The organism is Mesobacterium hydrothermale (assembly GCF_035818635.1).
Classification (GTDB): domain Bacteria; phylum Pseudomonadota; class Alphaproteobacteria; order Rhodobacterales; family Rhodobacteraceae; genus Mesobacterium_A; species Mesobacterium_A hydrothermale.
Genome location: NZ_JAYLLH010000003.1, coordinates 96,733 through 122,482, shown reverse-complemented (window position 1 = coordinate 122,482; position 25,750 = coordinate 96,733). Strand labels below are relative to the sequence as shown.

The window sequence follows — 25,750 nt, the reverse complement described above, 5'->3', positions numbered from 1 at the left end:
GGTTTTCCAAATACCTCAGGGGTGAATTTGCCCGGAACGGGCAAAGAGGGGGCAGCGCCCCCTGTTCGGCCCAATTGGGCCGGACCCCGGATTGGCAAAGCCGGGATTCGCGGTTAAATCGCCCCCATGACCACATCGAACAAGCATCCCGGCGCCCCCTGGCGCAATTTCTATGGCCGCATCAAAGGCAAGACCCTGCGTCCCAACCAGGAGACCTTTCTGGACGAAGATCTGGCGGCCTTGTCGCCAGGGGCGGTGGATTGGGAAGAAAACCCGGAACGGCAGCCGCTCGATCTGTCGGTGCGCTTCGATGGCAGGCCGGTCTGGCTGGAAGTCGGCTTTGGTGGTGGCGAACACCTTGTGCACCAGGCGGTGACGCATCCGGATGTGGCCATCATCGGCTGCGAGCCGTTCATCAACGGTGTCGCCATGTTGCTGGGCAAGATCCGCGACGCCGGGGTGAGCAATCTGGCGGTCTATCCCGGCGACGTGCGCAACCTGTTCGACGTCTTGCCGGACGGCTCTATCGACAAGGCGTTCCTGCTTTATCCCGACCCGTGGCCGAAGAAACGCCATCATCGCCGCCGGTTCGTGACACAGGAACATCTTGAACCGCTGCACGCGGCGATGAAACCGGGGGCCGAATTCCGGGTGGCCACCGACATTCCCGACTACGTGCGTCAGACCCTGATCGAAGTGCCGAAGGCCGGGTTCGACTGGCTGGCCGAGGGCCCCGGGGACTGGCGCCGACCCTGGGCGGACTGGCTTTCCACCCGCTATGAACAAAAGGCGCTGCGTGAAGGCCGTGTGCCGCATTACATGACCTTCCGCCGACGTTGAGCCGCAGGCGGATGGACAGGCTCACACGGCTCGTCTATCACCGGCTGCGAGCGTTACCATTTCCGAACCAAAGGCCCCGACATGTCCGCACATGGCACCCCGATCCCGATGACCGCGCACCCTTCCGGCCCGCTGACCGGGCGGGCCGATGTGCCGGGTGACAAGTCGATTTCCCATCGCTCGCTGATCCTTGGCGCGCTTTCGGTGGGCGAGACGAAAATCACCGGCCTTCTGGAGGGTGAGGATGTGCTGGACACCGCCAGGGCGATGCGCGCTTTTGGCGCCGAGGTGACCCAGCACGGGGCTGGGGCATGGTCTGTTTTTGGCGTTGGTGTCGGCGGTTTTTCCGAGCCCGAGCAAGTGATCGACTGCGGCAACTCGGGCACGGGCGTGCGGCTGATCATGGGCTGCATGGCGACCAGCCCGATCACCGCGACCTTCACCGGTGATGCCAGCCTGAATTCCCGGCCGATGGCACGGGTGACCGACCCTCTGGCGCTGTTCGGGGCGCAGTCTTATGGCCGCAAGGGTGGGCGTTTGCCGATAACCATCGTGGGTGCGGCGGACCCTGTCCCTGTGCGCTATGCCACGCCGGTGCCTTCAGCGCAGGTGAAATCCGCGGTGCTGCTGGCCGGGCTGAATGCGCCCGGTGAAACCGTGGTGATCGAGCGCGAGGCGACCCGTGACCATTCCGAACGGATGCTGGCGGGTTTTGGCGCGACGATCACCACCGAACAGACCGCCGAAGGCCGGGTCATCACCCTGCAGGGGCGGCCCGAGCTGAAGCCGCAGACCATCGTGGTGCCACGCGACCCCAGCTCTGCGGCTTTCCCGGTCTGTGCTGCGCTGATCACCGAAGGGTCCGACGTGCTGGTGCCGAACATCGGGTTGAACCCGACGCGGGCGGGGCTGTTCACCACGCTGCGCGAGATGGGCGCGGACCTGGACTATGAAAACCTGCGCGAGGAAGGGGGCGAGCCCGTCGCCGACCTGCGGGCGAAATTCTCTCCCAACCTGACCGGGATCGAGGTTCCGGCAGAGCGCGCGGCCAGCATGATCGACGAATACCCCGTGCTGTCCGTGGTCGCGGCTTTCGCGACGGGCAAGACCCACATGCCCGGCGTCAAGGAACTGCGGGTCAAGGAATCCGACCGGATCGACGCGATGGCAACGGGCCTGCGCCTGAATGGCGTGACGGTCGACGAAGGCGAAGACTGGTGGACAGTGCATGGCCTGGGGCACGGCAACGTGCCGGGGGGCGCCACCGTGGGCACGCGGCTGGATCACCGCATCGCCATGTCCTTTGCCGTGATGGGCTTTGGTGCGAACGCGGGTGTTCACCTGGACGACGGCAGCCCGATTGCGACGTCCTTCCCGATTTTCGAGCCGCTGATGACCGGCCTGGGCGCACGGATCGAACGTACACAGGCATGACGGGCGCGGGGCAGCCACAGCCCCGGGCAGGGGCGCCGCGACGGCTGATCGGGCTGGTCGCGCTGCTACTGTTTCTGGGCATGGTGATTCTGCTTCAGTGGCGGATCGCGCCGCTGTCGCCGGGCCGGTTCCTGCCGCAGGCTGCGTTCACCGGCTATTCCACCGCCGATCTGTGGGCCTTTGCGCAGGGTGTGGGGCAGGACCCGAACGCGGTATCTCTTTACACAAGCTTGCTGGGCTGGGTTGATCCGGCCTTTATCGTGCTGTTCAGCCTGTGGGTCGCGCTGACCCTGCGCCCGCGGATGTTGGGGATTGTCGCAGCGGTGGTCTTTGCGCTGCTGGACATGTCGGAAAACATTGGCCTGCTCTACACGTTGATGAGCTTCCGCTGGGACTATATCTTCCTGGAGTTCAAGGATATGCCCGTGCCGGTCGTCAGCGGGGACATGACGTTCCTGTCACTGCTGACCTCGGCCAAGTTGACGCTGGCAACCCTGTTGGTTGCCGTCATTGCGGTGCAGGCCATCGCAGGAAGAAAGGCCAAGACATGAGTTTCACGATCGCCATCGACGGCCCCGCGGCGGCGGGCAAGGGCACGATTTCGCGTGCGGTGGCCGACCGGTTCGGGTTTGCCCACCTGGATACCGGATTGCTGTACCGGGTGGTCGGGCTGCGGATGTTGCAGGGGGTCGAGCCGGTCGAGGCGGCCGAATACCTGCTGCCCAGCGATCTGGAGGCAGAGGGGCTGCGCACCGCCGAGGTGGCGCAAGCCGCAAGCAAGGTTGCCGCACTGCCCGGGGTCCGCAAGGCATTGGTCGATTTCCAGCGCGCCTTCGCGCTGCGCGACGGGGGCGCGGTGCTGGACGGGCGCGACATCGGCACGGTGATCTGCCCGGATGCAGCGGTCAAGCTGTTCGTGACCGCCAGCCCCGAAGTCCGTGCAAGGCGGCGTCTGGATGAACTGACCGAACGGGGCGTGGACACCGATTTCGTTACTGTTCTGGCCGATGTGCAGGCCCGCGACGAACGCGACATGACCCGCGCGGATGCGCCGTTGAAACCGGCAGACGATGCCGTCACGCTGGACACGTCGGGGCTGAGCATCGACGAAGCGGTGGACGAGGCCGTCCGGCTGATCGAGGAAATGCGCGCCAAGGCCTGAGGCGTGTGGGACGACAGGACAAAGGAGCAGACAGCCATGAAGATGCGCAAGATCGGCGGGGTCGAGGTGTCGGCCATGGGCTATGGGGCGATGTCGTTTTCGGATTTCTATGGCCCGACGAACGAAGCCAACTCTCACGCGATCCTGGACGCGGCCATTGCGGCCGGGCTGACCCATATCGACACGTCGAACGTCTATGGCATGGGCCGGTCCGAAACCTTCATCGGCAGCTATCTTGCCGCCAACCCGGGGGCGCGGGACACGTTCCACATCGCCACCAAGGCCGGGATCACCCGCACCCCCGACGGCGTGCGGTACTATGACAACTCGCTGGAGCATCTGGAAAGCGAACTGGACAAGTCCCTGGCGCGCATGGGGATTGACCATGTTGATTTGTTCTATGTCCACCGCCGCGACGCCGACCGCCCGATCGAAGAGGCGGCAGAGGCGCTGGCGGCGCTGGTGAAGAAGGGCAAGACGAAGGCCATCGGATTTTCCGAAATCGCACCGTCCTCGCTGCGTCGGGCCCATGCGGTGCATCCGGTGGCGGCGGTGCAGTCGGAATATTCGCTGTCGACGCGCTTTGCCGAACTGGGGCTGGTGCAGACCTGTGCAGACCTGGGGGTTGCGCTGGTGGCGTTTTCGCCGGTGGGCCGTGGCCTGCTGACCGATGCGCCGATCGCGCGCGAAGACCTTGCGACCCTGCCGTTCATGAAGACCAACCCGCGCTTCATGGAGCCGAACCTGACCGCGAACCTTGAGATCACCGACGGGTTCCGCGTGCTGGCCGCCGACATGGGCGTGCCCGCCGCCGGGCTGGCGATTGCCTGGCTGCTGCACCGGGGCGACCAAGTGATCCCGATCCCCGGCACCCGCTCTGTCGCGCATCTGAAGGACCTGATGCGCGGCACGGAAATTGCGCTAAGTGCCGAGGATTTGGAACAAATCGAACGGGTTCTGCCGGTGGGCTGGGCGCATGGCGACCGCTACAACGCCGATCAGTGGAACGGCCCGGAACGGTTCTGCTGAGGCGCAGGGGGTGAGCGGGTCTTTCCAGTCGCAGCGCTTTCCGGACGGGATGCGGCGCAACTCCATCCTGAGGCCCAGGTACCACCCCGATGGCTATCTGGAGCGGCTGGACCGGGACACCTTTTGGTATGACGCGATCTGGGACGCCGGGCGGCTGACGCTGGTCTGCCCGCCGTTCAACAATTTGCGCCGCAGAGTGCGCCGAGCGCGGTTTCAACTGGATGGCCGCGATGTGGCGCTGGCGAGGTTGCGCCGCTATCGCCGCCATGACCTGCTGGAATTTGTCGCCCCCAAGACCCCTGCGCGGATCCTGGTGCAGATCGGCGACTGGCAGGGCGAAAGCGGCATCAGCATCGCGCAGACCGACCTGTTTGCCGGGCTGAACAGTGCGTTTTACCTGTCCAAGGACAACGACCTTGAGTGGCTGGTGGACCACGCCCGTTACCACAAGGCGATGCACGGGTTGCAGGGGCTGGTGGCGGTGGACAACGGATCGTCCCGCTATGCGCCCGAAGAGATCGAGGCGGCGCTGGCGCCCGTGGGGCTGGAACGGCTGGTGGTGCTGTCGGCCCCGTTCAAGTTCGGGCCGCTGGGGCTAACACCCTATCGTAACACGGAAAAGTATCTGCAAACCGCCGTCGGCAACATGGTCCGGCTGCGGTACCTGTCGCGCGCACGGGCGGTGCTGAGCTGTGACGTGGACGAGCTGGTGTATGGTAAGGACGGCGCGAATGTCTTTGACGCGGCGGTGACGTCGCGGCTGGGGATCGTTCAGGTGCCGGGGCATTGGCGGTTGCCCGATCCCGAGGCGACGCCGCCGTTTCGCCATGCCCACCACACCCGCGTGCAGGTGCCGCCGCGGGATACGCCGTCGAAGTTCTGCATTGTCCCGCAAGGCCCGCTGCGGCGGTTCAGCTGGGATGTGCACAACCCCGAACGTTTGCCGTTCTTTCGGCGAATGACCGATGATCGGTTCGAGATGATCCACTGCCGGGCCCTGACCACGGGCTGGAAAGACCCCGGACGGATCGCGGCGCCGGATGGCACGGTGACCGACCCGCTGGCGGAGCAGGCGTTGGCGGTGTTGCGGGGGTAAGCCGCCGAAGCAGGGGCGAATCGTGGGTTAACACGCTGGTTTTGCACCAAAATCGCCGGGGCACAACCAATGCACACCCGATGCACATTGCATGCGCAAAAGCAGGCATCGGGTTCGGGGTAACGCGGCGCGCGCTGGGCCGGGGGCGGCGCAACGCCCACGCGCGCGGTTTCGGCCCTTCGGACTTGAACAATTCGGCGGTCTGCTCTATGAGCGCCCGTGTCGACAAGGCGAAAACGCCGCAGAGGAAAGAGATCGAGCAGGGTCGGGACAACCGGCCCTCTTTGTTTTGCGCATCGTCCCTGACCAACCCAAGACCGGTGGAGACAACCACCCGGCCAGAAAACAACCTATGAAGGATTGAAACGCCACATGGCTAACGCAACGATGGAGGAATTCGAGGCCCTCCTTAATGAAAGCCTCGAAATGGACACCCCCGAAGAGGGTTCGGTTGTCAAAGGCAAGGTCATCGCGATTGAAGCGGGCCAAGCCATTATCGACGTCGGTTACAAGATGGAAGGCCGCGTCGAACTGAAAGAATTCGCAAACCCCGGCGAAGCGCCCGACATCTCTGTCGGTGACGAGGTCGAGGTTTTCCTGCGCGCCGCAGAAAACGCCCGTGGTGAAGCCGTCATTTCCCGTGAAATGGCCCGCCGCGAAGAAGCCTGGGATCGCCTGGAAAAAGCATACGCCGACGACGCCCGCGTCGAAGGCGCCATCTTTGGCCGCGTCAAGGGTGGCTTCACCGTCGATCTGGGCGGTGCCGTGGCCTTCCTGCCCGGTTCGCAGGTTGACGTGCGCCCCGTGCGCGACGCCGGCCCACTGATGGGGCTGAAGCAGCCGTTCCAGATTCTGAAGATGGACCGCCGCCGTGGCAACATCGTCGTGTCGCGCCGCGCCATCCTGGAAGAAAGCCGTGCCGAGCAGCGTGCCGAAGTCATCTCGAACCTGACCGAAGGTCAGGCCGTGGACGGCGTCGTCAAGAACATCACCGAATACGGCGCCTTCGTCGATCTGGGCGGTGTTGACGGCCTGCTTCACGTCACCGACATGGCATGGCGCCGCGTGAACCACCCGTCCGAGATCCTGACCATCGGCGAGACCGTCAAGGTCCAGGTGATCAAGATCAACAAGGACACCCACCGCATTTCGCTGGGCATGAAGCAGCTGCAGGAAGATCCGTGGGATCTGGTGGCCGTCAAGTTCCCGCTGGGTTCGGTGCACCAGGGTCGCGTCACCAACATCACCGATTACGGTGCGTTTGTTGAGCTGGAGCCCGGTGTCGAAGGCCTGGTCCACGTGTCGGAAATGTCCTGGACCAAGAAGAACGTCCACCCCGGCAAGATCGTTTCGACGAGCCAGGAAGTCGACGTTATGGTTCTGGAAATCGATCCGACCAAGCGCCGCGTGTCCCTGGGCCTCAAGCAGACCCAGCGCAACCCGTGGGAAGTCTTCGCAGAGACCCACCCGGAAGGCACCGAGGTCGAAGGCGAAGTCAAGAACATCACCGAATTCGGTCTGTTCATCGGCCTGCCGGGCGACATCGACGGCATGGTTCACCTGTCCGACCTGTCGTGGGACGAGCGCGGTGAAGACGCCATCCAGAACTATCGCAAGGGCGACATCGTCAAGGCCGTGGTTTCGGAAGTCGACATCGAGAAAGAGCGCATCAGCCTGTCGATCAAGGCACTGGGCGGTGACAAGTTCGCAGAAGCCGTTGGCGGCGTGAAGCGTGGCTCGGTCATCACCGTTGTCGTGACCTCGATCGAGGATGGCGGCATCGAGGTGGAATACGAAGGCATGAAATCCTTCATCCGCCGCTCTGACCTGTCGCGTGACCGTGCCGAACAGCGCCCCGAGCGTTTCTCGGTCGGTGACAAGGTTGACGTCCGCGTCACCAACATCGACAGCAAGACCCGCCGCATGGGTCTGTCGATCAAGGCACGCGAGATCGCCGAAGAGAAGGAAGCCGTGGAACAGTACGGTTCGTCCGACTCGGGTGCATCGCTGGGCGACATCCTTGGCGCAGCCCTGAAGGGCGACAACTGATACAGGATCGGCGCGCCCACCGCGCCGGTTCACAGGGGCCTCGGCAGTGCCGGGGCCCTTTTTATTACGAATCAATGGGGACACCGCGCCGGCTTGGGCCGTTTGCAAAACCTCGCGGCCTGCTGCTGTTGACAGCCCGGGGCAGATTCGACTGGCATTTTCGCTGAAATCGGCCGCAAAGCGGTGGAAATGTCCATCTCAGACGTGTTCCCGAAGCCGGGATTTGCCCCTATAGTGCGACAGTAAATGCGCGCAGACGCAATAAAGCCCAGGGGGATGTGGGAAAGATGATTCGTTCGGAACTTATTCAAAAGATCGCTGATGAAAACCCGCATCTTTATCAGCGTGATGTCGAGCGTATCGTAAACACGATCTTCGACGAGATTACCGCGGCAATGGCGCGGGGCGACCGGGTCGAACTGCGCGGTTTCGGCGCCTTTTCCGTCAAGAAGCGGGATGCGAGAACAGGACGGAACCCGCGCACGGGCGAGTCGGTTGATGTCGAGGAAAAACACGTTCCCTTCTTCAAGACCGGCAAACTGCTGCGCGACCGACTGAACGGGAAATCGTAATGCGCTATATCCGCTATGCCTTCTTGGGCGCGCTGGCCATCGTGCTGATGGTCGTTGCGCTTGCCAACCGTGCCACTGTCACGCTGAACACGCTGCCTGATCGGATTGCCGAAATCCCCGGCATGGGGCCGTTTGCCCTGTCGATCGAATTGCCGCTGTTCCTGGTGATCTTTGCCGGCATCGCGGCAGGGCTGATGATCGGGTTCGTCTGGGAATACCTGCGGGAACACAAGCACCGCGCCGACGCGGCCCGCAAGGGCGGCGAGGTGCGCAAGCTGGAACGCGAATTGCGCCGGGTGAAGGGGCAGCGCGACCAGGGCAAGGATGAAGTACTGGCACTTCTGGACGACGTCCGCTGAACCGCCTATCGTGCGTGAAATCCCTTGGCCGTGAGCATGGCTCGCGGCCTGTTTCGTTCAGGCCATTCAGATGTCAGACATTCGGGTGAAGATATGCGGGCTGACCCAGCCCGAGGACGTTGCCGCTGTGGCCGGCGCCGGCGCGCGCTATGCCGGGTTGGTGTTTTTCGAGAAATCCCCGCGCAACATATCGTTTGAAACCGCGGCCAGCCTTGCGCTGCAAATGCCGGTGGGCGTGGCCAAGGTCGCGCTGACCGTGAACGCCGATGACGCGTTCCTGGACGCGCTGGTGGCCGCGGTTCCGCTGGACATGTTGCAACTGCATGGCAGGGAAACACCGGACCGCGTCGCCGAGGTCAAGGCGCGCTATGGCCTGCCGGTGATGAAGGCCATCGGCGTCGCCGAAGCGGCCGACCTGGCGGCCATCGACGTCTATGCGCAGGTCGTGGACCAGATCCTGATCGACGCCAAGCCGCCAAAAGGGGCGGATCTGCCCGGCGGAAACGGGCTGGCCTTTGACTGGCGGCTGCTGCAATCGCGCAAGTACTGGCAGAAGCCGTGGATGCTGGCCGGAGGGCTGACGCCCGAAAACGTGGCGCTTGCGGTCAGAATGACGGGGGCGCGGCAGGTCGATGTCAGTTCCGGTGTCGAATCTGCGCCGGGGGTGAAAGACCCCGACCGGATCACGCGATTCCTGGCGGCTGTGGCAGAGGTCTGACCTGAATGACCAAATCCAGACGGGTGGCGTTCATTGTCCTGCTTGCGACGGTGACGATTTTCAGTTCGACCCTGTTTGTGCCGTCGACCCGCGTCAGCCATGCGCTGCGAATCCAGTTCGGGGATGACAGTTATTACGCGCTGCTGGAAGAGCCGCTGCGCGAGGATGTCAACGAACGTGTGCCGTTGATCGTCGTGTTGCACGGCTATGGCGGCACGATTTCATCGATCCGGTCGAGGAGCGAGCTGTCCTTTCTGACGTTGGGCGGGTTTGGCGTGCTGTATGTGCAGGCGCGGCCCGATGACACCGGCCAGACGCACTGGAACGCCAGCATGACCCTGACCGCGCGGGATGACCGGGCGGCATTGGTCGGGATCGTGCAGATGGCGCAGGCGCGCTATCACTTTGACCCGCAGCGCAGCTTTGTCGTCGGCTACTCCAACGGCGGGTTCATGGCCTATTCACTGGCCTGCCACAACCCGGGCGTCTTTGCCGCCGTTGCCAGCGTCAACGGCACGATGAGCGGGGCGGACTGGGTCAATTGCCCGGCGCGGGGCAGCGTGCCGCTGTTCCATTCCATGGGCGGCGCGGATGACGTGGTGCCCGGCGACGGGACGATGAATGTCGCTGATGGCTGGGGCGGGGCGCCGGCGGCGCTGAAGGTGGTGGAAAGCTGGGCAGCGGACTCGGGGGCGCGCACGCGGATCGAGAAGATGCTGGATGACCGCGTGTCAGAGGCGACGTGGTTCACCCAGCGTGGACAGATGGCGGCCAAGCTGGTCACTTTTCAGGACCTGGGCCACGACTGGCCCGACAAGCGCTTTTTCGGGGTCGAACTGGCCAACGAGATCGAACAGTTCTTCCTGCGGGTGATGCGGGAACACCCAGCCCCCTAGGCCGGTCAGGGCTTGGGGAAATCGGTTTCGATGGCGCCGAGCGCGGTTGCATCGGTCACGCGAAAGCGTTCTACGAAGCGGGTCTTGAAACTGACGCGCCCGCGCCGCGCGCCAAAGTTTTCACCGTGGTTCAGCACATAGAGAACGGCGGGCGTTGCGAACGGCACCAGCCGCCGCCCTGCCAGTTTCGCCAGATAAGGGAACATGCGGTGTTCGTGCTGCGTCATGGCGCGCAGGAAGGGCAGGGTTTCGGCGATGGCCGGATCATGCCGCAGCGCCACGCAAGAGCCGCAGAGCTTCCAGAACGGTTTGCGCAGGGGGCTGACAAGGCTGGGGGCATCGGCCAGCCCCACGTGGCCGTTGGCGTGGTTCAGAGCATAACCTGCCTGCACAAGATAGCCGCCGCTGGCCTGACCGGTCAGCATCTCGGCCACGGCGGCGCGGTGCAGCAGGTCGTCGGCATCGAAGCTCATGACATAACCGGGGACAGCGGGCAGGGTGGCCATGTGATCGTAAAGCGCGGCCAGCTTGCGCCATTTGTCATTGCCGGGGGTCGGATCGTCATAGGGCAGGTGGGTGATGCGCGGATCGTCGGGCAGGGCGGGACGGTCCTGACAGCAGATCACCGCGCGCCAGCGGGCGTCGGTCTGGGCCAAAAGGCTGTCAAGTGTGCCTTGCAGCCGGTCCTGCACCGCCTGCCAGTCACCGACGTGGTGCGGGCCCACCAGCGGGATCAGGAAGGTGACCCCCTGCGCCGGGGCGGGGGCGTGGCCGCGTTCGGCGGCGCGCAGGGCCAGCGCGGCGGCCTCGGACGGGGCAAGCGGGCCGGCAAGCGGCACCAGCGCCGGCATCAGCGCGGCCAGCAGCCGCCGCAGCGCGCGGCGGGATTTCGGGGTGGCCGGGGCCTGTGCCATGGTCGTCTCGCTTGCCGTCAGGGATGCGCGATCTTGCGGACCCTGTCAGAGAGGTCCGAATAAAGCGCCTTGCGCTCGTCTTCGCTCAGAAACGCGCCGATCTCAACCTCTCGTCCCGATCCGGCAAGAGTGACGTAATTCGGCACCGGGCCACCTTTCTGGTGCATCTCGATGCGGCACCAGTAGGTGTTGCATTCCCATTCCTGCGCCGGGCCACGGGGGTTGTGGCGTACAAGGTGCATGTTGTCGGGGGTGACAGTCAGCACCTCGAGAATCCGGCGGTCGCGTTCGTTGCGGCGCAGCGCGTACCACATGCCCGCCAGCGCCAGCAGGATGAAGGGCAAAAGCCCCCAGAACAGGAAGGTGCCGATCATCGCGCTGAGCGGGATGGTGGTCAGGGTGAACGTGGCCAGGATGAACGCGGCAAAGCCTTTGGGCGGCAGCGAATTGTGCGGCCAGAGCGTCAGTTCCGAGGCGTGGTTCTCCGACGTATGTTTCCAGTTGTAGGGCATCGGTCTGGCAGGTTGATGAGGGTCTTTAGATGACTCTGTGACTCATGGTTGAAAGTCAAGCCAGCCTGTCGCGACGGCCTGCGCCCAATCGTCCCGCCCTGCCGCGACAGCCCGTCTGGTTCGGCGCCGGCACCGCCGGCAAAGCAAAAGGCCCCGGAAATCCCGGGGCCTTTCGTTTGGTTTCGCGGCGGCGCTTAGTGCGCGTGCTGCTTGTCCCAGTCTTCCTGCTTCGGCAGCTGCTCGAACGTGTGCTCGGGCGGCGGCGAGGGCAGGGTCCATTCCAGCGTGTCCGCGTATTCGTTCCACGGGTTCTTGCGGGTTTCGCGGGCACCGGCCAGGACGGTGTAGATCACGATGCCGAAGAACAGCAGGAACGAGGCGAAGGACAGCAGGGCGCCCCAGCTGGAGACATAGTTCCAGGTGGCAAATGCCTCGGGGTAGTCGATGTAACGACGGGGCATGCCCTGACGGCCCAGGAAGTGCTGCGGGAAGAACGTCAGGTTCACACCGATGAAGAACATCCAGAAGTGCAGCTTGCCCAGGGTTTCGCTGTACATGCGGCCGGTCATCTTGGGCAGGTAGAAATAGACCCCTGCAAAGATGGTGAAGGCCGCGCCCATCGACATGGTGTAGTGGAAGTGCGCCACGACGTAATAGGTGTCATGGTAGGCACGGTCCACGCCAGCCTGCGACAGGACGATGCCGGTCACGCCGCCGATGGTGAACAGGATCAGGAAGCCCATGGCGAACAGCATCGGCGTCTTGAACTCGATCGAGCCGCCCCACATGGTCGCGATCCAGCTGAAGATCTTCACCCCGGTCGGAACCGCGATGACCATCGTGGCCAGCATGAAGTACGACTGCTGCGACAGCGACATGCCGACGGTGTACATGTGGTGCGCCCAGACCACGAAGCCCAAGGCACCAATCGCAATCAGCGCCCAGACCATCGGCAGATACCCGAAGACCGGCTTGCGCGAGAAGGTCGCGATGATGTGGCTGACAAGGCCAAAGCCCGGCAGGATCACGATGTACACTTCCGGGTGGCCGAAGAACCACAGGATGTGCTGATACAGGATCGGGTCACCGCCACCGGCCGGATCGAAGAAGGTCGTGCCGAAGTTCCGGTCGGTCAGCAGCATGGTGATTGCGCCTGCCAGAACCGGCAGCGACAGCAGGATCAGCCACGAGGTGACGAAGATCGACCACGAGAACAGCGGAACCTTGAAGAGCGTCATGCCCGGTGCGCGCATGTTCAGGAAGGTGGTGATCATGTTGATCGCGCCCAGGATCGACGACGCGCCCGAAACGTGCACGGCAAAGATCGCCAGGTCGGTCGAATAACCGGCTTCGGTGGTCGACAGCGGCGGATACAGAACCCAGCCGATGCCCGAGCCCAGCTGGTCGTTGCCGCCCGGGCTGAACACCGACAGGATCGCCAGCGACGTGCCGGTGACATACAGCCAGAACGACAGGTTGTTCATCCGCGGGAACGCCATGTCCGGCGCGCCGATCTGAAGCGGCATGAAGTAGTTGCCGAAGCCCCCGAACAGTGCCGGAATGACCACGAAGAACATCATCAGGATGCCGTGGCCGGTGATCAGCACGTTCCAGAGGTGACCGTTGGGGGTACATTCGCCAGCCGCGGCTGCGGTCAGGCGGGCACCCTCAAGGCACATGTATTGCACGCCGGGCTCCATGAGCTCCAGACGCATGTAAACGGTGAAAGCCACCGACACGAGACCGACCAGAGCAGAAACGATCAGGTACAGAACCCCGATGTCCTTGTGGTTGGTCGACATGAACCAGCGGGTGAAGAACCCGCGGTTGTCTTCGTGTTCGTGGCCGTGAATGGCGGCGTCTGCCATTGTCTGCCTCCTGCTGGTAATCGTCCGTTTGCGACTGGCGGCAGAATCCCGCTCACCCTCGCTCCCTTTCACGTTCTAGAATGTGACGGCGGGACGGGCAACGGGCTGATTTGATGTAGATCAAACATTATTGTCGCAGGGGCTTGCGCCACGGGTGCGGGATGCCTTGGCCACGGGGGCGGCTGTGGCGGTGGTTCGGGCCGGGACTGGGGGTATTCCTGACTGTGCGGACGCAATGCGGGCTTGGTAGGTTTGGGTTAAGGGGACGGCGGTAATCTGGGCCGCAACCCGGGGAAAACACCACAGTCACGAAGGACCACGGCCATGGCCTATTTCGAACAGTTTCAACAAGATAGCCAGTTTCGCGTCGCGTTGCGCGGGGTTGTGGCGGCGTTGAAGACCGCGTGGGAAACCCCGTTTGACCGGCGTAGCCGCCTGTTGGCCCAGCAAGTGGCAGACCTGCGTGCGCTGAGCGATGCAGAGCTGGCCGCCCGCGGTCTGCGGCGCGAGGACATCCTGTTCCACGTCTTCCGCCCGGCCCGCAGCTAAATAAAAGGCGAAACGCGCATCTTTTACATACGTATTTTGGAATATGAAATCTGATGCGCGGCCGATTCCCTCTCCGGTTCGCATTGGTTCAAGGTCAGCACTGATCGCGGCGCTGGCCCTTTTTCAGTCAGCGCAGCGGGGCGACGCGCCCATGGCGATGTCGAAGCTGCGCTTCAGCGCAACATCAAGATCGTCCATCGTGACCGGCAGGCCGAGATCGACCAGCGATGTCACCCCGTAATCGGTGATCCCGCAGGGAACGATGCCGCCGAAATGGCCGAGGTCCGGTTCGACGTTGATGGAAATGCCGTGGAAACTCACCCACTTGCGCAAACGGATGCCGATGGCGGCGATCTTGTCCTCGGCCATCTGGCCGGACGCGGTGCGCGGCTTGTCGGGCCGTTCGATCCAGACGCCGACGCGACCGTCGCGAATATGGCCGGTCAGGTTGAATTCGGCCAGCGTGGCGATGACCCAGCGTTCGAGATCCTGCACGAAACAGCGCACGTCGCGCCCGCGCTTGCCCACGTCCAGCATGACATACACCACCCGCTGACCCGGCCCGTGATAGGTGTATTGCCCGCCGCGTTTCGACGGGTAGACCGGGAAACGATCGGGGTCTTTCAGGTCTTCGGGCTTGGCCGATGTGCCGGCGGTATACAGCGGTGGGTGTTCCAGCAGCCAGACGCATTCGTCTGCCTGACCTTCGGCAATGGCACTCACCCGTGCCTCCATGAAGGCGAGCGCCTGGTCATAGGGGACGGGGGCGTCGCTGATCTTCCATTCCACCATATCTCACCGGGGCAGCAGCCCCGCCTCCCTGATCTTGGGCAGATTGGCGCGGCTAACCGGGATTTCCGCGCCGTCCCGCAATGTCAGAATGGCCCGGTCCCCGACCTTTTCGGCGGCAGCCACATGCTCGAACGCAACCCAATGTGACCGATGGACCTGGGCGCCCGGTGTCTGGCCGACCTCGCGCATGGCATCACTCAGCCGCATCAGGATCATTTCTTGGCCCCGTGTCGTGCGGATGCGTACATAGTGGTCTTCGACCGACAGCGCCACAAGCGGTCCGCGCTTGTCCAGCGGCAGGCGATCCAGCAAGGGCGGCAGATCGCGGGGCAAACCCTGATCCCGCACAGCTGGGGCCTTTTCGCGGTGCACCTCGAGCATTTCCAGCACCGCCGAGACGATGACGGTGATCGACACCAGCGTGGCCAGAAACACCGGCACTTCTGATGCGGCGGGCCAGATGCCAAAAACCGCGCGGTTGAGGGCAAGAACGGCCAGACAGACCCCAAGCGCCGAGCCGATCCCCTGCAATCCGACGCGCTGCCAAAAAGGGCGCTGCGCGACCTTGGGGGCCAGCCAAAGCCCAAGGGCCAGCCCCCAGCCATAGGTCACGCAGACGATGCACAGCCAATAGGCCAGCCGCGCGGGCAATGTCAGGGAGACACTTGTGCCGAAAGGCCCGGCAATGCCCAGCACCACGCCGACGGACAGCAAAACCGTGACGGTGACAGAGTGCGTCATTCGCCTTTGCCATTCACGAAGCGTGAATTGCGGTGGGCTGTCGCTCACGAAGTGGCTCCTTTCGTTGGCGTAAACTGTCTGGTTTGCGGGCGTTTCGTTTGTCTAGGTCGGTGCCAGATCAATCGCAACACAAACCCGCAGGTTCCCAAATGTCCTTCAGCTTTGCGCCTTACCTTTCTTCTGACATCATCGTGCAGACGCACGCCGCTGCTGCAACAGTGGCGCTGGTTCTGGGGCCGGTGGTCATTCATCGCCGCCGCCGCGACCGGACACACAAGGTGGCGGGGTATGTCTGGGTGCTGGCCATGGCTTTCGCGGCGCTGTCTTCTTTCGGCATCACGGATTTCGCCATGATCGGCCCCTTTAGCCCGATCCACGCGCTGTCGGTTCTGGTGCTGTGGTCGCTCTGGGTGGGGATGCGCCATGCCTTTCGCGGCGAGATCGCCGAGCACCGCGATGCTTTGCGCAGCCTTTACTACCGTGGACTGCTGATTGCGGCGGCGTTCAACTTTCTGCCGGGGCGTGTGGTGAACCGGATGTTTTTCAACGATCACAGAGAGTTGGGCTATGTCGTTCTGGCCCTGGGGCTGGGCCTGGTGTTGGCCGATGTACTGCGGGGTCGGATCGCGCGAAAAAACCGCGCGGCCCTGGCGGCCTAAGACGTTTTTTCCCTTGAGGCGCTTGCGGCCTTGAGCTAAGCAGCCGCACACCAAGTCAAGGCTGTGCGGCCGTGGCGGAATTGGTAGACGCGCAGCGTTGAGGTCGCTGTGGGGTAACTCCCGTGGAAGTTCGAGTCTTCTCGGCCGCACCATCCCCCTTCGTAAATTGATGAAAATGAATGCGCCAGCCAACGGGCTGCTGCGCAGCCTGCCAGCTGGCATGCCCCTTGCGTGGTGCGATTTTGGGAACCACAGAGCCGGTCATGTGATGGCGCGGCAATTGGCGGGGCAGTCAGGTTACCCGTTTGTTCACCGAACAAAGCGGGATCCACTTTCGAAGGGGGCGCAGCTGCACGACCGTGACAGGTGGAAGCTCCGCGTGACGTTGCGTGAAGACTGCGCGCCTGTATCTGTGTGCCACCGGAACAACGCATTGCGGCCAGGCTCATTGAGCCGTATTTGTCTTTTATTGCGCCACAGACCCCGCAAGGCTGACGATGCCCCTGTTGGATACAAAGCACCCGTTTTTTCGCCCGGCATGGCGCCGCTACGCATTGGTTGCCGTTTCGTTCATCTGGGCGGGCGTTGAGCTTTCTTACGGCAGTCAGATCTGGGCCTACCTTTGCGCCGCGATCGGCGGATTTCTGGCGTGGAAGCTGATCGTGACCTGGACGGATCCCGACGGTTCCTAGCCTGGCAGGTCCACTGGAACACCGGTTTCCAGCGATCGGGCGGCGGCATCGGCCATGATCTGCGCCTGCAACCCGTCATGGATGCCGGGAACCGCCGGCGCGGTACCGTTGGCGGCCTCGACAAAGGCCCGCATTACCGCGGCGTAGGCGGCTTCGTAGCGTTCGAGAAAGAAGTGCTGCGCGGGCGAGCGGGAAAACCCCTGGGCGGTGGCCAGTTCGACGGTGGTTTCCAACTGGTTCTCTGCCCGGAGCATCCCGTCGGAGCCATGCACCTCGATCCGTTGATCGTAGCCATAGGCGGCGCGGCGCGAGTTTGAGATCTGGCAGATGCGGCCTGAGGAGGTGGTCAGGATCACAGCGGCGGTGTCCACGTCGCCAGCCTGCCCGATGGCGGGATCCACAAGCGAGGATCCGAACGCATGCAGGCGCACGAATTCCTCGCCCATCAGGAATCGCGCCATGTCGAAGTCATGGATCATCATGTCCCGGAACAGCCCGCCTGAACGTTGGATGTAAGAAAGCGGGGGCGGCGACGGATCCCGCGAGGTGATCGTGACCAGTTCCACCCCGCCGATCGCACCGGAGGCGATGCGGGCGCGCAGGCTGGCGAAATTGGTATCAAACCGGCGGTTGAACCCGGTCAGGAATGGCACGCCGGCCGCTTCGACAACCGCCAGACAGACGCGGATGTTTTCGACGGACATGTCGATCGGCTTTTCGCAGAAAATCGCCTTGCCCGCCTGTGCGGCGCTCTGGATCAGATCGAAATGCGTATCGGTCGGGGTGGCGATGACCACGGCATCGACATCGGACGCTTGAAGTATGGCATCGACCGCCCGGACCTCGGCGCCAAGTTCGGCTGCCATGGCCGTGGCCGAAGCTTCCATTGCGTCGGCCACGGCCACGACACGCGCATCTTCCATGCGCTTGATGGTGCGCCCGTGTACCTGGCCGATGCGCCCACAGCCCAATAGTCCGATCTTCAGCATGTCAGGCCCTCCCAGCCGCGCCGACCCCACGGATGACGGCGCGCGCCGCTTGCATCACCGGGTCATGTGTTTCTTTAAGGATCTGCACACGATCAAAGCGTGTCGGATCCTTTTCGACGGCTTCCCGCAACGCGGCGCCAAAGGCCATCCGCAATTCGGTGCCGATGTTGAACTTGCAGATTCGCGACCCCGCCGCGAGCGCGAGCCGTTGGGCCAGCGGCACACCCGAGCCGCCGTGGATCACCAGGGGCACCTCTGTGACCGCCTCGATCGCATGAATACGAGGCTCATCCAATCCGCCTTCGCGGTCCTGTTGCAGATGGACGTTGCCGACGCTGATGGCCATGGCGTCGACCCCGCTGTCGCGGGCAAAAATGGCCGCCTCGTTCGGGTCGGTGCCGTCCGACGCCTCGCCCCCCGAATAGCCAACGAACCCGATCTCGCCCTCGCAGGAGATATCGGCGGCATGGGCCATGTCGGCGATCTGGCGGGTCTGGGCGATATTGTCGGCCAAAGGCAGGCGCGATCCGTCGAACATCAGTGAGGTAAAGCCGCTTTCGAGGGCTTGCCTGCACTCATCCAGCGTGTAGCCGTGGTCAAGATGCACGACGACGGGCACATCGACACTTTGGGCGAGGTGGCGCATCATCTTGCCAAGGACTGGAAGCGGCGTGTGTTCGCGGCAGCTTGGCCCGGCTTGCAGGATCACCGGCGCGCGTTCGGCCTGCGCCGCCAGAGCATAGGCGCGCATGTCTTCCCACCCAAGGCAGACGAGGCCCGGCACGGCGTAGCCGTCGCGCAGGGCGGGTTGCAGGACATCTGAGAGCGTTGCGAGGGTCACTTGAACTTTGCCACCATGTCCATGATGCCGGGGATCGTGTAGAGCTGTTCGGCATGGGTCGGCTGGAAATACTGCTTGAGCGAGCGCTGCGACAGGCCGCCAAGGATGGTGAAATAATACATTTCATAACCTGGCAGTACGCAGCAGGGGTGGTAGCCCTTGTCGATCAACACGGTTGATCCGTCCATGATGTGATAGGCGTCGCCGGGTTTGTTGTCTTCGCGCTGAAGCATCTGCAGGCCCGAGCCGTAGTTGGGCTTGAAGCGGAAGTTGTAGCATTCGTCGTGCCGTGTCTCTTCCATTTCGCCATCAGGGCCGGCCGGGCGATCGGTGTCGTGCTTGTGGCTGGGGAAACCCGACCAGCCGCCGGCCCCGACGGTGAAAAGCTCTGAGACAAGAAGCCGCCCCACACGGTCGTGGTGGCCCGCGCCGAGGATATGCTTGATCTTGCGATGGGTCTTGGTGTCGTCGGAGCCATACTGTACCAGGTCCAGTTCAGCCTTGCGCACCGCGAAGGGCTTGAGCGTTTCGGCGTATTTGGCACCCGCGATAAAGGTTTCGGTATCGGTCAGCGCCGTGACCCGACAGCCCATGTCGGTTGGCACATAGACCCCCTCCGGCTCGCCATCCCAGACATCCGCACCGCGATTGCCGATCTCATCAAAGCTTTCGCCCCCGGTCTCGACCATGACGGTGCCTGTGGCCGGCACCACGCAGGTCTCGTACCCCGCAAGGCGGTAGTCGAATGTTTCGCCCGCTTTCAGCTTGACGATGTTGAAATATGTCAGCGGCACATGGGCGTCGTCGACATCGACGATGGCCTTGTTCTGGTTGTCATAGGGGGCGATGTGCATGGGATGTGTCTCCTCTCAGGCCGCGCTGGGCCCTTCGTGCGTTTTCAGAAAGCCGTCAAGCTCGTCTCGGGTTGGCATGGCAGGTGCGCAGCCAACGCGGGCGACGACCATGGCTGCGGCGGCAGAACCTTGCAGCACCGCGTCGCGCATCGGCAGGCCGTCGGCCAGACCGCTGACAAATCCGCCCATGAAACTGTCGCCGGCACCCGTGGGTTTCAGCGCCTCGGTCTTGTAGATGCCGGTACGGACCTCGCCTTCGGCGGTGATCGTGATCGCGCCCTTTTCGCCCATCTTGTAGACGGCGATCTTGGCGCCTTCTGCCACCAGCGCACGCGCCTTGTCGAGGCCCCTGTCGTAGTCGCCCGCCATGAAGCCGAATTCGACGTCATTGCCGACGATCACGTCGCACAGTGCGCCTGCGCGGGAATAGACATCGGCCGCAACCTCTGCCGAGGGCCAGGAGTAGGGGCGATAGTCGATATCGAAGATGAGCGGCAGGCCGGCTGCCTTTGCCCGTTCGAACCCGGAAAACGCCGCCGAGCGCGAGGGTTCGGCGGCAAACACAGTGCCGGTGGTGATCAGCGCGTCGTATTGCGCGTAATCGACGGCGGCAACATCCGCTTCGGTCATCTCGAAATCAGCGGCCCCGTTGCGATAGATGACCGACTGGTGGTCCTCGATCGTGGTTTCCACCACGGCCAGCGAGTTGCGCGCCTCGCCGCCGACCGATCGCACGTGCTGTCGTCCAATGCCGTAGTAATCCAGCTGGTTCAGCGCAAAGCGGCCAATCGCGTCGTCCGAAACGCAGGTCACCAGATCGGCCGATCCGCCCAGTTTGCAGATCGCCACGCCGATATTGGCCGAGGAGCCGCCAAGGCACGCAAAAAACTGCGTCGCGGCTTCTGTCTTGGTGCCGGGCGGGTCGGGGTAGAAATCCATACCTGCGCGCCCGATGATGATGAAGCGATTGCCGTTCAGTTGCATCACACACCCTGCCGCTGCTTGACGCGCTCGGCCTCCCACTCGGCGTGTTTTTCGCGCACGTTCGGGTTTTCGGATACCTGTGCCGTGCCGACCTCCCACCAGGTGTGGCCTTCCGTGGTCCAGCCTTCGTAGGGATCGACCTTCATCACGATGACCGAGGTCTTGTCGGCGGCCTTGGCGCGCTTGAACGCCTCGCCCAGTTCGGCAGCGTTGGCGACCGTCACCGAATCCGCGCCCATCGACCGGGCATGGGCCTCGAAGTCGACGGCGAAGGCTTCGGGCACGGTTGGGCAATCGGCGATCAGGTTGTTGAAGCTTTCATTGCCGGTGTTGTTCTGCAGCTTGTTGATCACCGCAAAGCCGCCATTGTCGAGCACGAGGATGATCAGCTTTTTCCGCGTCAGAACAGAAGAATAGATGTCAGAATTCATCAGCAGATACGATCCGTCGCCGGTAAAGACGATGGTGTCCTGATCGGGCTCGACCTCGGATTGTGCGATCCGTGCGCCCCATCCGCCGGCGATTTCGTATCCCATGCAGGAAAAGCCAAATTCGACGTCCACGGTGCCGATGTCCAGCGTGCGCCAGTTGGCCGTGACTTCGGCCGGAAGGCCCCCCGCCGCGGCCACGACCCGGTCACGCGGGTCGCAGAGGTCATTCACCACGCCGATGGCCTGTGCGTAGGAGTTCGGCCGGTTCCCGTGCGCGACATTGTCGGCGACATAGGCATCCCATGCCTTGCGCTCGGCGCGCGCGCGGTCGGTCCAGGCAGCGGGCGCGACGTAGCCCGAGAGCGCCGTGCCAAGTGCCTCCAGCCCCAGTTTCGCATCCCCGACGATGGGCATGGACAGGTGCTTGGTCGCATCGTGGCGACCGACGTTCAACCCGATCAGGGTGGCGTCCTTGGCAAAGGCCGTCCATGACCCGGTGGTGAAATCCTGCAGACGGGTGCCGACGGCCAGGATCACATCTGCCTCGTATCCGATGATGTTGGCGCTGTTCGAACCGGTTACGCCGATGGGGCCGATATTCAGATCATGGGTCGCCACCATGTTGGCGCGTCCCGCGATGGTTTCGACCACCGGAATGCCATGACGCGCAGCGAATTCGGTCAGTTCGGCCACGGCGCCGGAATACTGCACCCCGCCGCCCGCGATGATCATCGGGCGCTTGGCGCTGCGCAGCGCCGCGGCGGCCGCCGCCACCTCGGCCGGGTCCGGGGCTTGGCGGCGGATTCGATGCACACGCTTTGCAAAGAAGCTGACGGGGTAATCGTAGGCCCATCCCTGTACGTCCTGCGGCAGCCCGAGGAAAGCCGGGCCGCAATCGGCCGGATCCAGCATGGTGTTCAGCGCAGCTGGCAGAGACTGGATGATCTGGGCCGGATGCGTGATGCGATCCCAGAACCGGGTCACAGCCTTGAACGCGTCATTCACGCCAAACGTCGGATTCCCGAAATGTTCGAGCTGTTGCAGCACCGGATCCGGCAGGCGGGTGAGGAACGTGTCGCCGCACAGCATCAGCATCGGCAGACGGTTGGCATGGGCGAGCGCCGAGGCCGTCAGCAGGTTGGCGGTGCCGGGACCCGCGCTGGCGGTGCAGAACATGAAGCGGCGGCGCAGGTGATACTTGGCATAGGCCGCGGCGGCAAAGCCCATGCTTTGTTCGTTCTGGCCGCGGTACAGCGGCATTTCGTCCTGAACCGGGTAGAGCGCCTCGCCCAGGCAGGGCACATTGCCATGGCCGAAAATGCCAAAGCCGCCGCCGCAGATCCGCGTTTCGACCCCGTCGATCTCGATGTACTGGTTCATCAGGTAGCGCACGATTGCCTGCGCCACCGTCAGGCGTATGGTGCTGTCTGCCTCGGCCATGAGACCCTCCTTTTCCGGGCGCTGGCGGACCCTATTTTCACGATCCGTCTGTTTGCCCGTTGCGTCGTTTCGGGACTCAGGATACGAGTTTTGCAACCGGTTGCAACCGGCATTGCACTTGGCTGGGAGGTCAATCGTGACAGAAATAGGAATCGGTCTGGTGGGTGGCGGATACATGGGCAAGGCACATGCCGTGGCCATGGCGTCTGTCGGTGCGGTGTTCAACACGGCTTTGCGGCCCCGGCTTGAGATGGTGTGCGCATCGACGACCAGCTCGGCCGAGCGATACCGGGCGGCGTATGGCTTCGCCGATGCGACGGCGGATTGGAACGTGCTGGTGTCGAACCCGCAGGTCGAAGCCGTGGTGATCGCCTCGCCGCAGGAGACCCACCGCGCCATCGCCGAAGCGGCCTTTGCGCTTGGCAAGCCGGTCTTCTGTGAAAAGCCGCTTGGTGCGTCGCTTGACGACGCCGCGGCCCTTGTGGCCGCAGCCGAAGCCGCCGACGTGGTGCACATGATCGGGTTCAACTATGTGCGCACGCCCGCGACTCAGTTCGTCCGGCAGTTGCTGGCGGACGGGGCGATTGGCGACGTGACGTGGTTCCGCGGCGAACATACCGAGGATTTCCTGGGCGACCCGGACCTGCCTGCCACATGGCGCACGACGGGCCGGGCCAATGGCACAATGGGCGATCTGGCGCCGCATATGATCAACTGCGCCCGCGCCCTGATGGGACCCATCGCCGAAGTGTCGGCCCGTATCGAAACCGCCCACACCAAGCGCCCCGGCCCCGATGGTCCGGTGCCCGTCGACAACGACGATCAGGCGCAAATGATGGTGCGTTTCGCTTCGGGCGCGATGGGGCATCTGTTTTTCAGCCGTATCGCGACGGGTCGGAAAATGGGATATGCCTATGAAATACATGGAACAAAAGGCGCGATCCGTTTCGATCAAGAGGATCAGAACGCCGTGCATTTGTATCGCGCCGAAGGGCCCGAGGCGACGCGCGGCTTTACCAAGATCCTGACCGGCCCGGCCCATCCCGACTACCTCGACTTTTGTCAGGGTCCGGGGCATGGCACGGGGTATCAGGATCAGATCATCATCGAAGCCCGCGATTTCCTTCAGGCGATTGCCGAGGGGAAACCGGCGTGGCCGACGTTCCACGAGGGGCTTGCCGTCAGCCAGGTAATCGACGCCGCATTCCGCTCTCATGACACAGGCCGATGGCAGCCTGTCCCGCAAGACTGAAAGGTACCCGAAGATGACGATTCGTATCGGCAACGCGCCCTGTTCGTGGGGCGTTGAATTTGCAAATGACCCGCGCAATCCCACCTGGCGCTCGGTGCTGAGCGACTGCGCAAACGCAGGGTATACTGGCATCGAACTGGGCCCGGTTGGTTTCATGCCCGAGGACCCCGCGATCCTGTCCGAGGCGCTGGACGAGCACGGGTTGGAGTTGATCGGCGGTGTGGTGTTCCGCCCGTTTCACGACCCCGACCAATGGGACGATGTGCTTGATGGTGCGGTACGGACCTGCAAGGCGCTGACGGCCCATGGCGCGCAGCACCTGGTGCTGATCGATTCGATCTCGCCGCGCCGCGCGCCGACCGCGGGCCGGGCAGAGGCCGCCGAGCAGATGGGGGCCGAGGAATGGGCTGCATTCCGCGACAGGATCGCCCATATCGCGAGGCTGGGGGCCGAGGAGTACGGCCTGACCGTCGGCATCCACGCCCATGCCGCTGGGTTCATGGATTTCGAACCCGAACTGGAGCGCCTGCTGGACGAGGTGCCTGAGGACATCCTGAAAATCTGCTTCGACACCGGGCATCATTCCTATGCCGGGTTCGATCCGGTGGCGTTCATGAAACGCCATATCGACCGGATTTCATACATGCATTTCAAAGACATAGACCCGGTGGTCAAGGCCGAAGCAATTGCCAAGGGCACCGGGTTCTACGATGCCTGCGGGCAAGGCATCTTCTGCAACCTTGGCAAGGGCGACGTGGATTTTACCGCGGTTCGGCAAATCCTGCTCGACTCCGGGTTCGAGGGCTGGTGCACGGTCGAGCAGGACTGCGATCCGACCCTTGATGGCTCTCCGATCGACGACGCGCGGGCAAACCGCGAATTCCTGCAATCCATCGGCTTCTGAGAGGGCACACATGGCACGTTTGAACTGGGGTATGATCGGCGGTGGCGAAGGCAGCCAGATCGGGCCGGCGCATCGTCTGGGCGCGCAGGCAGATGGGAATTTTGTCCTGGCGGCCGGGGCGATGGACGTCGATGCGGCGAAAGGCAAGGCTTACGCCGAAAGCCTTGGCGTGGCGCCGGACAGGGCATACGGCGACTGGCGCGAGATGCTGGCGGGCGAAACCACACGGGACGACCGGGTTGATCTGGTCACCGTGGCAACGCCTAACTCGACCCATTTCGAGATCACCAAGGCGTTCCTTGAAGCGGGCTTCAACGTGTTGTGCGAAAAACCCATGACCATGACCGTGGAAGAGGGCGAAGAGATCGTGCGCGTCGCCAAGGCCAGCGGCAAGATCTGCGCGGTGAACTATTGCTACTCGGCCTATCCGATGGTGCGCGAGATGCGTGAGATCGTGCGCACGGGGGGCATCGGCAAGGTTCGTCTGATCGTCACGAATTTCAGCCATGGGCACCACGGTGACGCCACGGATGCAGACAATCCACGGGTGCGCTGGCGCTATGATCCGTCGATGGCGGGTGTGTCGGGGCAATTTGCCGATTGCGGCATTCACGCCCTGCACATGGCGAGTTTTATCGCAGGAGATCAGGTGGATAAGGTGTCTGCCGACTTTGCCTCGACGATTTCCAGCCGGGTGCTTGAAGACGACGCTATGGTGAATTTCCGTATGGCTGGCGGCACGGTTGGGCGGCTCTGGACATCGTCTGTTGCCATCGGGCGGCAGCATGGGTTCGACATCCAGGTCTTCGGAGAAACCGGCGGAATGCGATGGGCGTCAGAGCAACCGAACCAGGTGTTCTATACGCCGGTGGGCGGGCGCACGCAGATCATGGAAAAGGGCGAATCGGGCCTGTCGGACGAGGCGGCGCGGCTGAGCCGGGTCGCGATTGCCCATCCCGAAGGCTTCCCCTTGGCGGTGGCGAATATCTATGTCGATCTGGCCGCCGCGATCCGGGGCGAGACGCGCGACGGGTTGCCCACGGCCGAGGACGGATTGCGGTCGATGGCGGCGGTCTATGCGGCGGTTGGTTCGGCTGAATCCGACGGGGCCTGGATAGACGCCCGACCGCCGATGTTCCGCTGAACCCACGCGCACAGGCTGTGCACACGCCA

27 protein-coding genes and 1 tRNA gene are annotated in these 25,750 nt (G+C 63.5%); 18 read left to right on the top strand and 10 right to left on the bottom strand.

Annotated features, from left to right (window positions below):
• Positions 1 to 126: 126 nt before the first annotated feature.
• From trmB to VK792_RS03370, 11 genes are all read left to right on the top strand, one after another.
• Positions 127 to 840, top strand: coding sequence for a tRNA (guanine(46)-N(7))-methyltransferase TrmB (trmB, locus tag VK792_RS03420; RefSeq protein WP_326295945.1), 714 nt, complete (start codon positions 127 to 129; stop codon positions 838 to 840).
• 81 nt (positions 841 to 921) lie between these two features.
• Positions 922 to 2,274, top strand: coding sequence for a 3-phosphoshikimate 1-carboxyvinyltransferase (gene aroA, locus VK792_RS03415; protein ID WP_326295944.1), 1,353 nt, complete (start codon positions 922 to 924; stop codon positions 2,272 to 2,274).
• On the top strand, positions 2,271 to 2,825 hold the full coding sequence (locus VK792_RS03410) for a hypothetical protein (RefSeq protein ID WP_326295943.1): 555 nt from the start codon (positions 2,271 to 2,273) through the stop codon (positions 2,823 to 2,825). Before aroA ends, VK792_RS03410 begins: the two co-directional genes overlap by 4 nt.
• Entirely contained in the window at positions 2,822 to 3,436 is a 615-nt protein-coding gene (gene cmk, locus VK792_RS03405; protein ID WP_326295942.1) for a (d)CMP kinase, read from the top strand. The genes VK792_RS03410 and cmk overlap by 4 nt, the downstream gene beginning before the upstream one ends.
• A 36-nt stretch (positions 3,437 to 3,472) precedes the next feature.
• On the top strand, positions 3,473 to 4,465 hold the full coding sequence (locus VK792_RS03400; protein WP_326295941.1) for an aldo/keto reductase: 993 nt from the start codon (positions 3,473 to 3,475) through the stop codon (positions 4,463 to 4,465).
• Complete coding sequence (locus VK792_RS03395; RefSeq protein WP_326295940.1) at positions 4,413 to 5,561, top strand: hypothetical protein; 1,149 nt, start codon at positions 4,413 to 4,415, stop codon at positions 5,559 to 5,561. The genes VK792_RS03400 and VK792_RS03395 overlap by 53 nt, the downstream gene beginning before the upstream one ends.
• Before the next feature lie 372 nt (positions 5,562 to 5,933).
• Positions 5,934 to 7,610, top strand: coding sequence for a 30S ribosomal protein S1 (gene rpsA / locus VK792_RS03390; RefSeq protein WP_326295939.1), 1,677 nt, complete (start codon positions 5,934 to 5,936; stop codon positions 7,608 to 7,610).
• 287 nt (positions 7,611 to 7,897) lie between these two features.
• Positions 7,898 to 8,182, top strand: coding sequence for an integration host factor subunit beta (gene ihfB / locus VK792_RS03385; RefSeq protein WP_326295938.1), 285 nt, complete (start codon positions 7,898 to 7,900; stop codon positions 8,180 to 8,182).
• The gene (locus VK792_RS03380) at positions 8,182 to 8,541 is read left to right on the top strand and encodes a LapA family protein (RefSeq protein WP_326295937.1); all 360 of its coding nucleotides are present in this window, start codon (positions 8,182 to 8,184) and stop codon (positions 8,539 to 8,541) included. Before ihfB ends, VK792_RS03380 begins: the two co-directional genes overlap by 1 nt.
• Before the next feature lie 70 nt (positions 8,542 to 8,611).
• Positions 8,612 to 9,259 carry a phosphoribosylanthranilate isomerase gene (locus VK792_RS03375; protein ID WP_326295936.1) on the top strand — a complete coding sequence of 216 codons (648 nt, stop codon included), beginning with the start codon at positions 8,612 to 8,614 and terminating at the stop codon, positions 9,257 to 9,259.
• A 5-nt stretch (positions 9,260 to 9,264) separates the two neighbouring features.
• Entirely contained in the window at positions 9,265 to 10,155 is an 891-nt protein-coding gene (locus VK792_RS03370; protein ID WP_326295935.1) for a CE1 family esterase, read from the top strand.
• Between the two features lie 5 nt (positions 10,156 to 10,160).
• Here VK792_RS03370 and VK792_RS03365 read toward each other — a convergent pair whose 3' ends face one another.
• From VK792_RS03365 to ctaD, 3 genes are all read right to left on the bottom strand, one after another.
• Positions 10,161 to 11,069 carry a glycosyltransferase family protein gene (locus VK792_RS03365; RefSeq protein ID WP_326295934.1) on the bottom strand — a complete coding sequence of 303 codons (909 nt, stop codon included), beginning with the start codon at positions 11,067 to 11,069 and terminating at the stop codon, positions 10,161 to 10,163.
• 17 nt (positions 11,070 to 11,086) lie between these two features.
• On the bottom strand, positions 11,087 to 11,581 hold the full coding sequence (locus tag VK792_RS03360) for a DUF2244 domain-containing protein (RefSeq protein ID WP_326295933.1): 495 nt from the start codon (positions 11,579 to 11,581) through the stop codon (positions 11,087 to 11,089).
• A 194-nt stretch (positions 11,582 to 11,775) separates the two neighbouring features.
• On the bottom strand, positions 11,776 to 13,449 hold the full coding sequence (gene ctaD / locus VK792_RS03355; RefSeq protein WP_326295932.1) for a cytochrome c oxidase subunit I: 1,674 nt from the start codon (positions 13,447 to 13,449) through the stop codon (positions 11,776 to 11,778).
• 324 nt (positions 13,450 to 13,773) lie between these two features.
• On the opposite strand from ctaD, the gene VK792_RS03350 reads away from it, so the two are divergent.
• Complete coding sequence (locus VK792_RS03350) at positions 13,774 to 13,998, top strand: hypothetical protein (RefSeq protein ID WP_326295931.1); 225 nt, start codon at positions 13,774 to 13,776, stop codon at positions 13,996 to 13,998.
• Positions 13,999 to 14,121: 123 nt separating this feature from the next.
• On the opposite strand, the gene lipB is transcribed toward VK792_RS03350, so the two are convergent.
• Positions 14,122 to 14,790, bottom strand: coding sequence for a lipoyl(octanoyl) transferase LipB (gene lipB, locus VK792_RS03345; RefSeq protein WP_326295930.1), 669 nt, complete (start codon positions 14,788 to 14,790; stop codon positions 14,122 to 14,124).
• Positions 14,791 to 14,793: 3 nt separating this feature from the next.
• Positions 14,794 to 15,531 carry a LytTR family DNA-binding domain-containing protein gene (locus VK792_RS03340; protein WP_326295929.1) on the bottom strand — a complete coding sequence of 246 codons (738 nt, stop codon included), beginning with the start codon at positions 15,529 to 15,531 and terminating at the stop codon, positions 14,794 to 14,796.
• Positions 15,532 to 15,680: 149 nt separating this feature from the next.
• Here VK792_RS03340 and VK792_RS03335 point away from each other — a divergent pair, with 149 nt between their 5' ends.
• The 3 genes from VK792_RS03335 (at position 15,681) to VK792_RS03325 (ending at position 16,882) form a co-directional block, all read left to right on the top strand.
• The gene (locus VK792_RS03335) at positions 15,681 to 16,190 is read left to right on the top strand and encodes a DUF2306 domain-containing protein (protein ID WP_326295928.1); all 510 of its coding nucleotides are present in this window, start codon (positions 15,681 to 15,683) and stop codon (positions 16,188 to 16,190) included.
• 65 nt (positions 16,191 to 16,255) lie between these two features.
• A tRNA-Leu gene (locus tag VK792_RS03330) sits at positions 16,256 to 16,342 on the top strand.
• 345 nt (positions 16,343 to 16,687) lie between these two features.
• A complete protein-coding gene (locus VK792_RS03325) occupies positions 16,688 to 16,882 on the top strand; it encodes a hypothetical protein (RefSeq protein WP_326295927.1) in 195 nt (64 codons plus the stop codon).
• Here the strand turns inward: VK792_RS03325 and iolG are convergent.
• Genes iolG through iolD form a run of 5 tightly spaced genes read right to left on the bottom strand, consistent with a single transcriptional unit; the run spans position 16,879 to position 22,421 of the window.
• Positions 16,879 to 17,871, bottom strand: a complete 993-nt coding sequence (iolG, locus tag VK792_RS03320; RefSeq protein WP_326295926.1) for an inositol 2-dehydrogenase — start codon at positions 17,869 to 17,871, stop codon at positions 16,879 to 16,881. The genes VK792_RS03325 and iolG overlap by 4 nt on opposite strands.
• 1 nt (position 17,872) lies before the next feature.
• Positions 17,873 to 18,712, bottom strand: a complete 840-nt coding sequence (locus tag VK792_RS03315) for a class II fructose-bisphosphate aldolase (RefSeq protein ID WP_326295925.1) — start codon at positions 18,710 to 18,712, stop codon at positions 17,873 to 17,875.
• Complete coding sequence (locus tag VK792_RS03310; protein WP_326295924.1) at positions 18,709 to 19,566, bottom strand: 5-deoxy-glucuronate isomerase; 858 nt, start codon at positions 19,564 to 19,566, stop codon at positions 18,709 to 18,711. The genes VK792_RS03315 and VK792_RS03310 overlap by 4 nt, the downstream gene beginning before the upstream one ends.
• Positions 19,567 to 19,581: 15 nt before the next feature.
• Positions 19,582 to 20,550 carry a 5-dehydro-2-deoxygluconokinase gene (gene iolC, locus VK792_RS03305; RefSeq protein WP_326295923.1) on the bottom strand — a complete coding sequence of 323 codons (969 nt, stop codon included), beginning with the start codon at positions 20,548 to 20,550 and terminating at the stop codon, positions 19,582 to 19,584.
• Positions 20,550 to 22,421, bottom strand: coding sequence for a 3D-(3,5/4)-trihydroxycyclohexane-1,2-dione acylhydrolase (decyclizing) (gene iolD / locus VK792_RS03300; RefSeq protein WP_326295922.1), 1,872 nt, complete (start codon positions 22,419 to 22,421; stop codon positions 20,550 to 20,552). Before iolD ends, iolC begins: the two co-directional genes overlap by 1 nt.
• Before the next feature lie 136 nt (positions 22,422 to 22,557).
• On the opposite strand from iolD, the gene VK792_RS03295 reads away from it, so the two are divergent.
• From VK792_RS03295 to VK792_RS03285, 3 genes are read left to right on the top strand one after another with little or no spacing between them, the layout of a single operon-like run.
• Positions 22,558 to 23,673, top strand: coding sequence for a Gfo/Idh/MocA family protein (locus VK792_RS03295; RefSeq protein ID WP_326295921.1), 1,116 nt, complete (start codon positions 22,558 to 22,560; stop codon positions 23,671 to 23,673).
• Positions 23,674 to 23,686: 13 nt separating this feature from the next.
• On the top strand, positions 23,687 to 24,577 hold the full coding sequence (locus VK792_RS03290; protein WP_326295920.1) for a sugar phosphate isomerase/epimerase family protein: 891 nt from the start codon (positions 23,687 to 23,689) through the stop codon (positions 24,575 to 24,577).
• A 10-nt stretch (positions 24,578 to 24,587) separates the two neighbouring features.
• Complete coding sequence (locus tag VK792_RS03285) at positions 24,588 to 25,721, top strand: Gfo/Idh/MocA family protein (RefSeq protein ID WP_326295919.1); 1,134 nt, start codon at positions 24,588 to 24,590, stop codon at positions 25,719 to 25,721.
• The last annotated feature ends 29 nt before the right edge of the window (positions 25,722 to 25,750 follow it).

Excerpts from the sequence above, each read along its gene's own strand:
- trmB (WP_326295945.1), top strand. The coding sequence starts at position 127 with ATGACCACATCGAACAAGCATCCCGGCGCCCCCTGGCGCAATTTCTAT.
- aroA (WP_326295944.1), top strand. The coding sequence starts at position 922 with ATGTCCGCACATGGCACCCCGATCCCGATGACCGCGCACCCTTCCGGC.
- VK792_RS03410 (WP_326295943.1), top strand. The coding sequence starts at position 2,271 with ATGACGGGCGCGGGGCAGCCACAGCCCCGGGCAGGGGCGCCGCGACGG.
- cmk (WP_326295942.1), top strand. The coding sequence starts at position 2,822 with ATGAGTTTCACGATCGCCATCGACGGCCCCGCGGCGGCGGGCAAGGGC.
- VK792_RS03400 (WP_326295941.1), top strand. The coding sequence starts at position 3,473 with ATGAAGATGCGCAAGATCGGCGGGGTCGAGGTGTCGGCCATGGGCTAT.
- VK792_RS03395 (WP_326295940.1), top strand. The coding sequence starts at position 4,413 with ATGGCGACCGCTACAACGCCGATCAGTGGAACGGCCCGGAACGGTTCT.
- rpsA (WP_326295939.1), top strand. The coding sequence starts at position 5,934 with ATGGCTAACGCAACGATGGAGGAATTCGAGGCCCTCCTTAATGAAAGC.
- ihfB (WP_326295938.1), top strand. The coding sequence starts at position 7,898 with ATGATTCGTTCGGAACTTATTCAAAAGATCGCTGATGAAAACCCGCAT.
- VK792_RS03380 (WP_326295937.1), top strand. The coding sequence starts at position 8,182 with ATGCGCTATATCCGCTATGCCTTCTTGGGCGCGCTGGCCATCGTGCTG.
- VK792_RS03375 (WP_326295936.1), top strand. The coding sequence starts at position 8,612 with ATGTCAGACATTCGGGTGAAGATATGCGGGCTGACCCAGCCCGAGGAC.
- VK792_RS03370 (WP_326295935.1), top strand. The coding sequence starts at position 9,265 with ATGACCAAATCCAGACGGGTGGCGTTCATTGTCCTGCTTGCGACGGTG.
- VK792_RS03365 (WP_326295934.1), bottom strand. The coding sequence starts at position 11,069 with ATGGCACAGGCCCCGGCCACCCCGAAATCCCGCCGCGCGCTGCGGCGG.
- VK792_RS03360 (WP_326295933.1), bottom strand. The coding sequence starts at position 11,581 with ATGCCCTACAACTGGAAACATACGTCGGAGAACCACGCCTCGGAACTG.
- ctaD (WP_326295932.1), bottom strand. The coding sequence starts at position 13,449 with ATGGCAGACGCCGCCATTCACGGCCACGAACACGAAGACAACCGCGGG.
- VK792_RS03350 (WP_326295931.1), top strand. The coding sequence starts at position 13,774 with ATGGCCTATTTCGAACAGTTTCAACAAGATAGCCAGTTTCGCGTCGCG.
- lipB (WP_326295930.1), bottom strand. The coding sequence starts at position 14,790 with ATGGTGGAATGGAAGATCAGCGACGCCCCCGTCCCCTATGACCAGGCG.
- VK792_RS03340 (WP_326295929.1), bottom strand. The coding sequence starts at position 15,531 with ATGACGCACTCTGTCACCGTCACGGTTTTGCTGTCCGTCGGCGTGGTG.
- VK792_RS03335 (WP_326295928.1), top strand. The coding sequence starts at position 15,681 with ATGTCCTTCAGCTTTGCGCCTTACCTTTCTTCTGACATCATCGTGCAG.
- VK792_RS03325 (WP_326295927.1), top strand. The coding sequence starts at position 16,688 with ATGCCCCTGTTGGATACAAAGCACCCGTTTTTTCGCCCGGCATGGCGC.
- iolG (WP_326295926.1), bottom strand. The coding sequence starts at position 17,871 with ATGCTGAAGATCGGACTATTGGGCTGTGGGCGCATCGGCCAGGTACAC.
- VK792_RS03310 (WP_326295924.1), bottom strand. The coding sequence starts at position 19,566 with ATGCACATCGCCCCCTATGACAACCAGAACAAGGCCATCGTCGATGTC.
- iolC (WP_326295923.1), bottom strand. The coding sequence starts at position 20,550 with ATGCAACTGAACGGCAATCGCTTCATCATCATCGGGCGCGCAGGTATG.
- iolD (WP_326295922.1), bottom strand. The coding sequence starts at position 22,421 with ATGGCCGAGGCAGACAGCACCATACGCCTGACGGTGGCGCAGGCAATC.
- VK792_RS03290 (WP_326295920.1), top strand. The coding sequence starts at position 23,687 with ATGACGATTCGTATCGGCAACGCGCCCTGTTCGTGGGGCGTTGAATTT.
- VK792_RS03285 (WP_326295919.1), top strand. The coding sequence starts at position 24,588 with ATGGCACGTTTGAACTGGGGTATGATCGGCGGTGGCGAAGGCAGCCAG.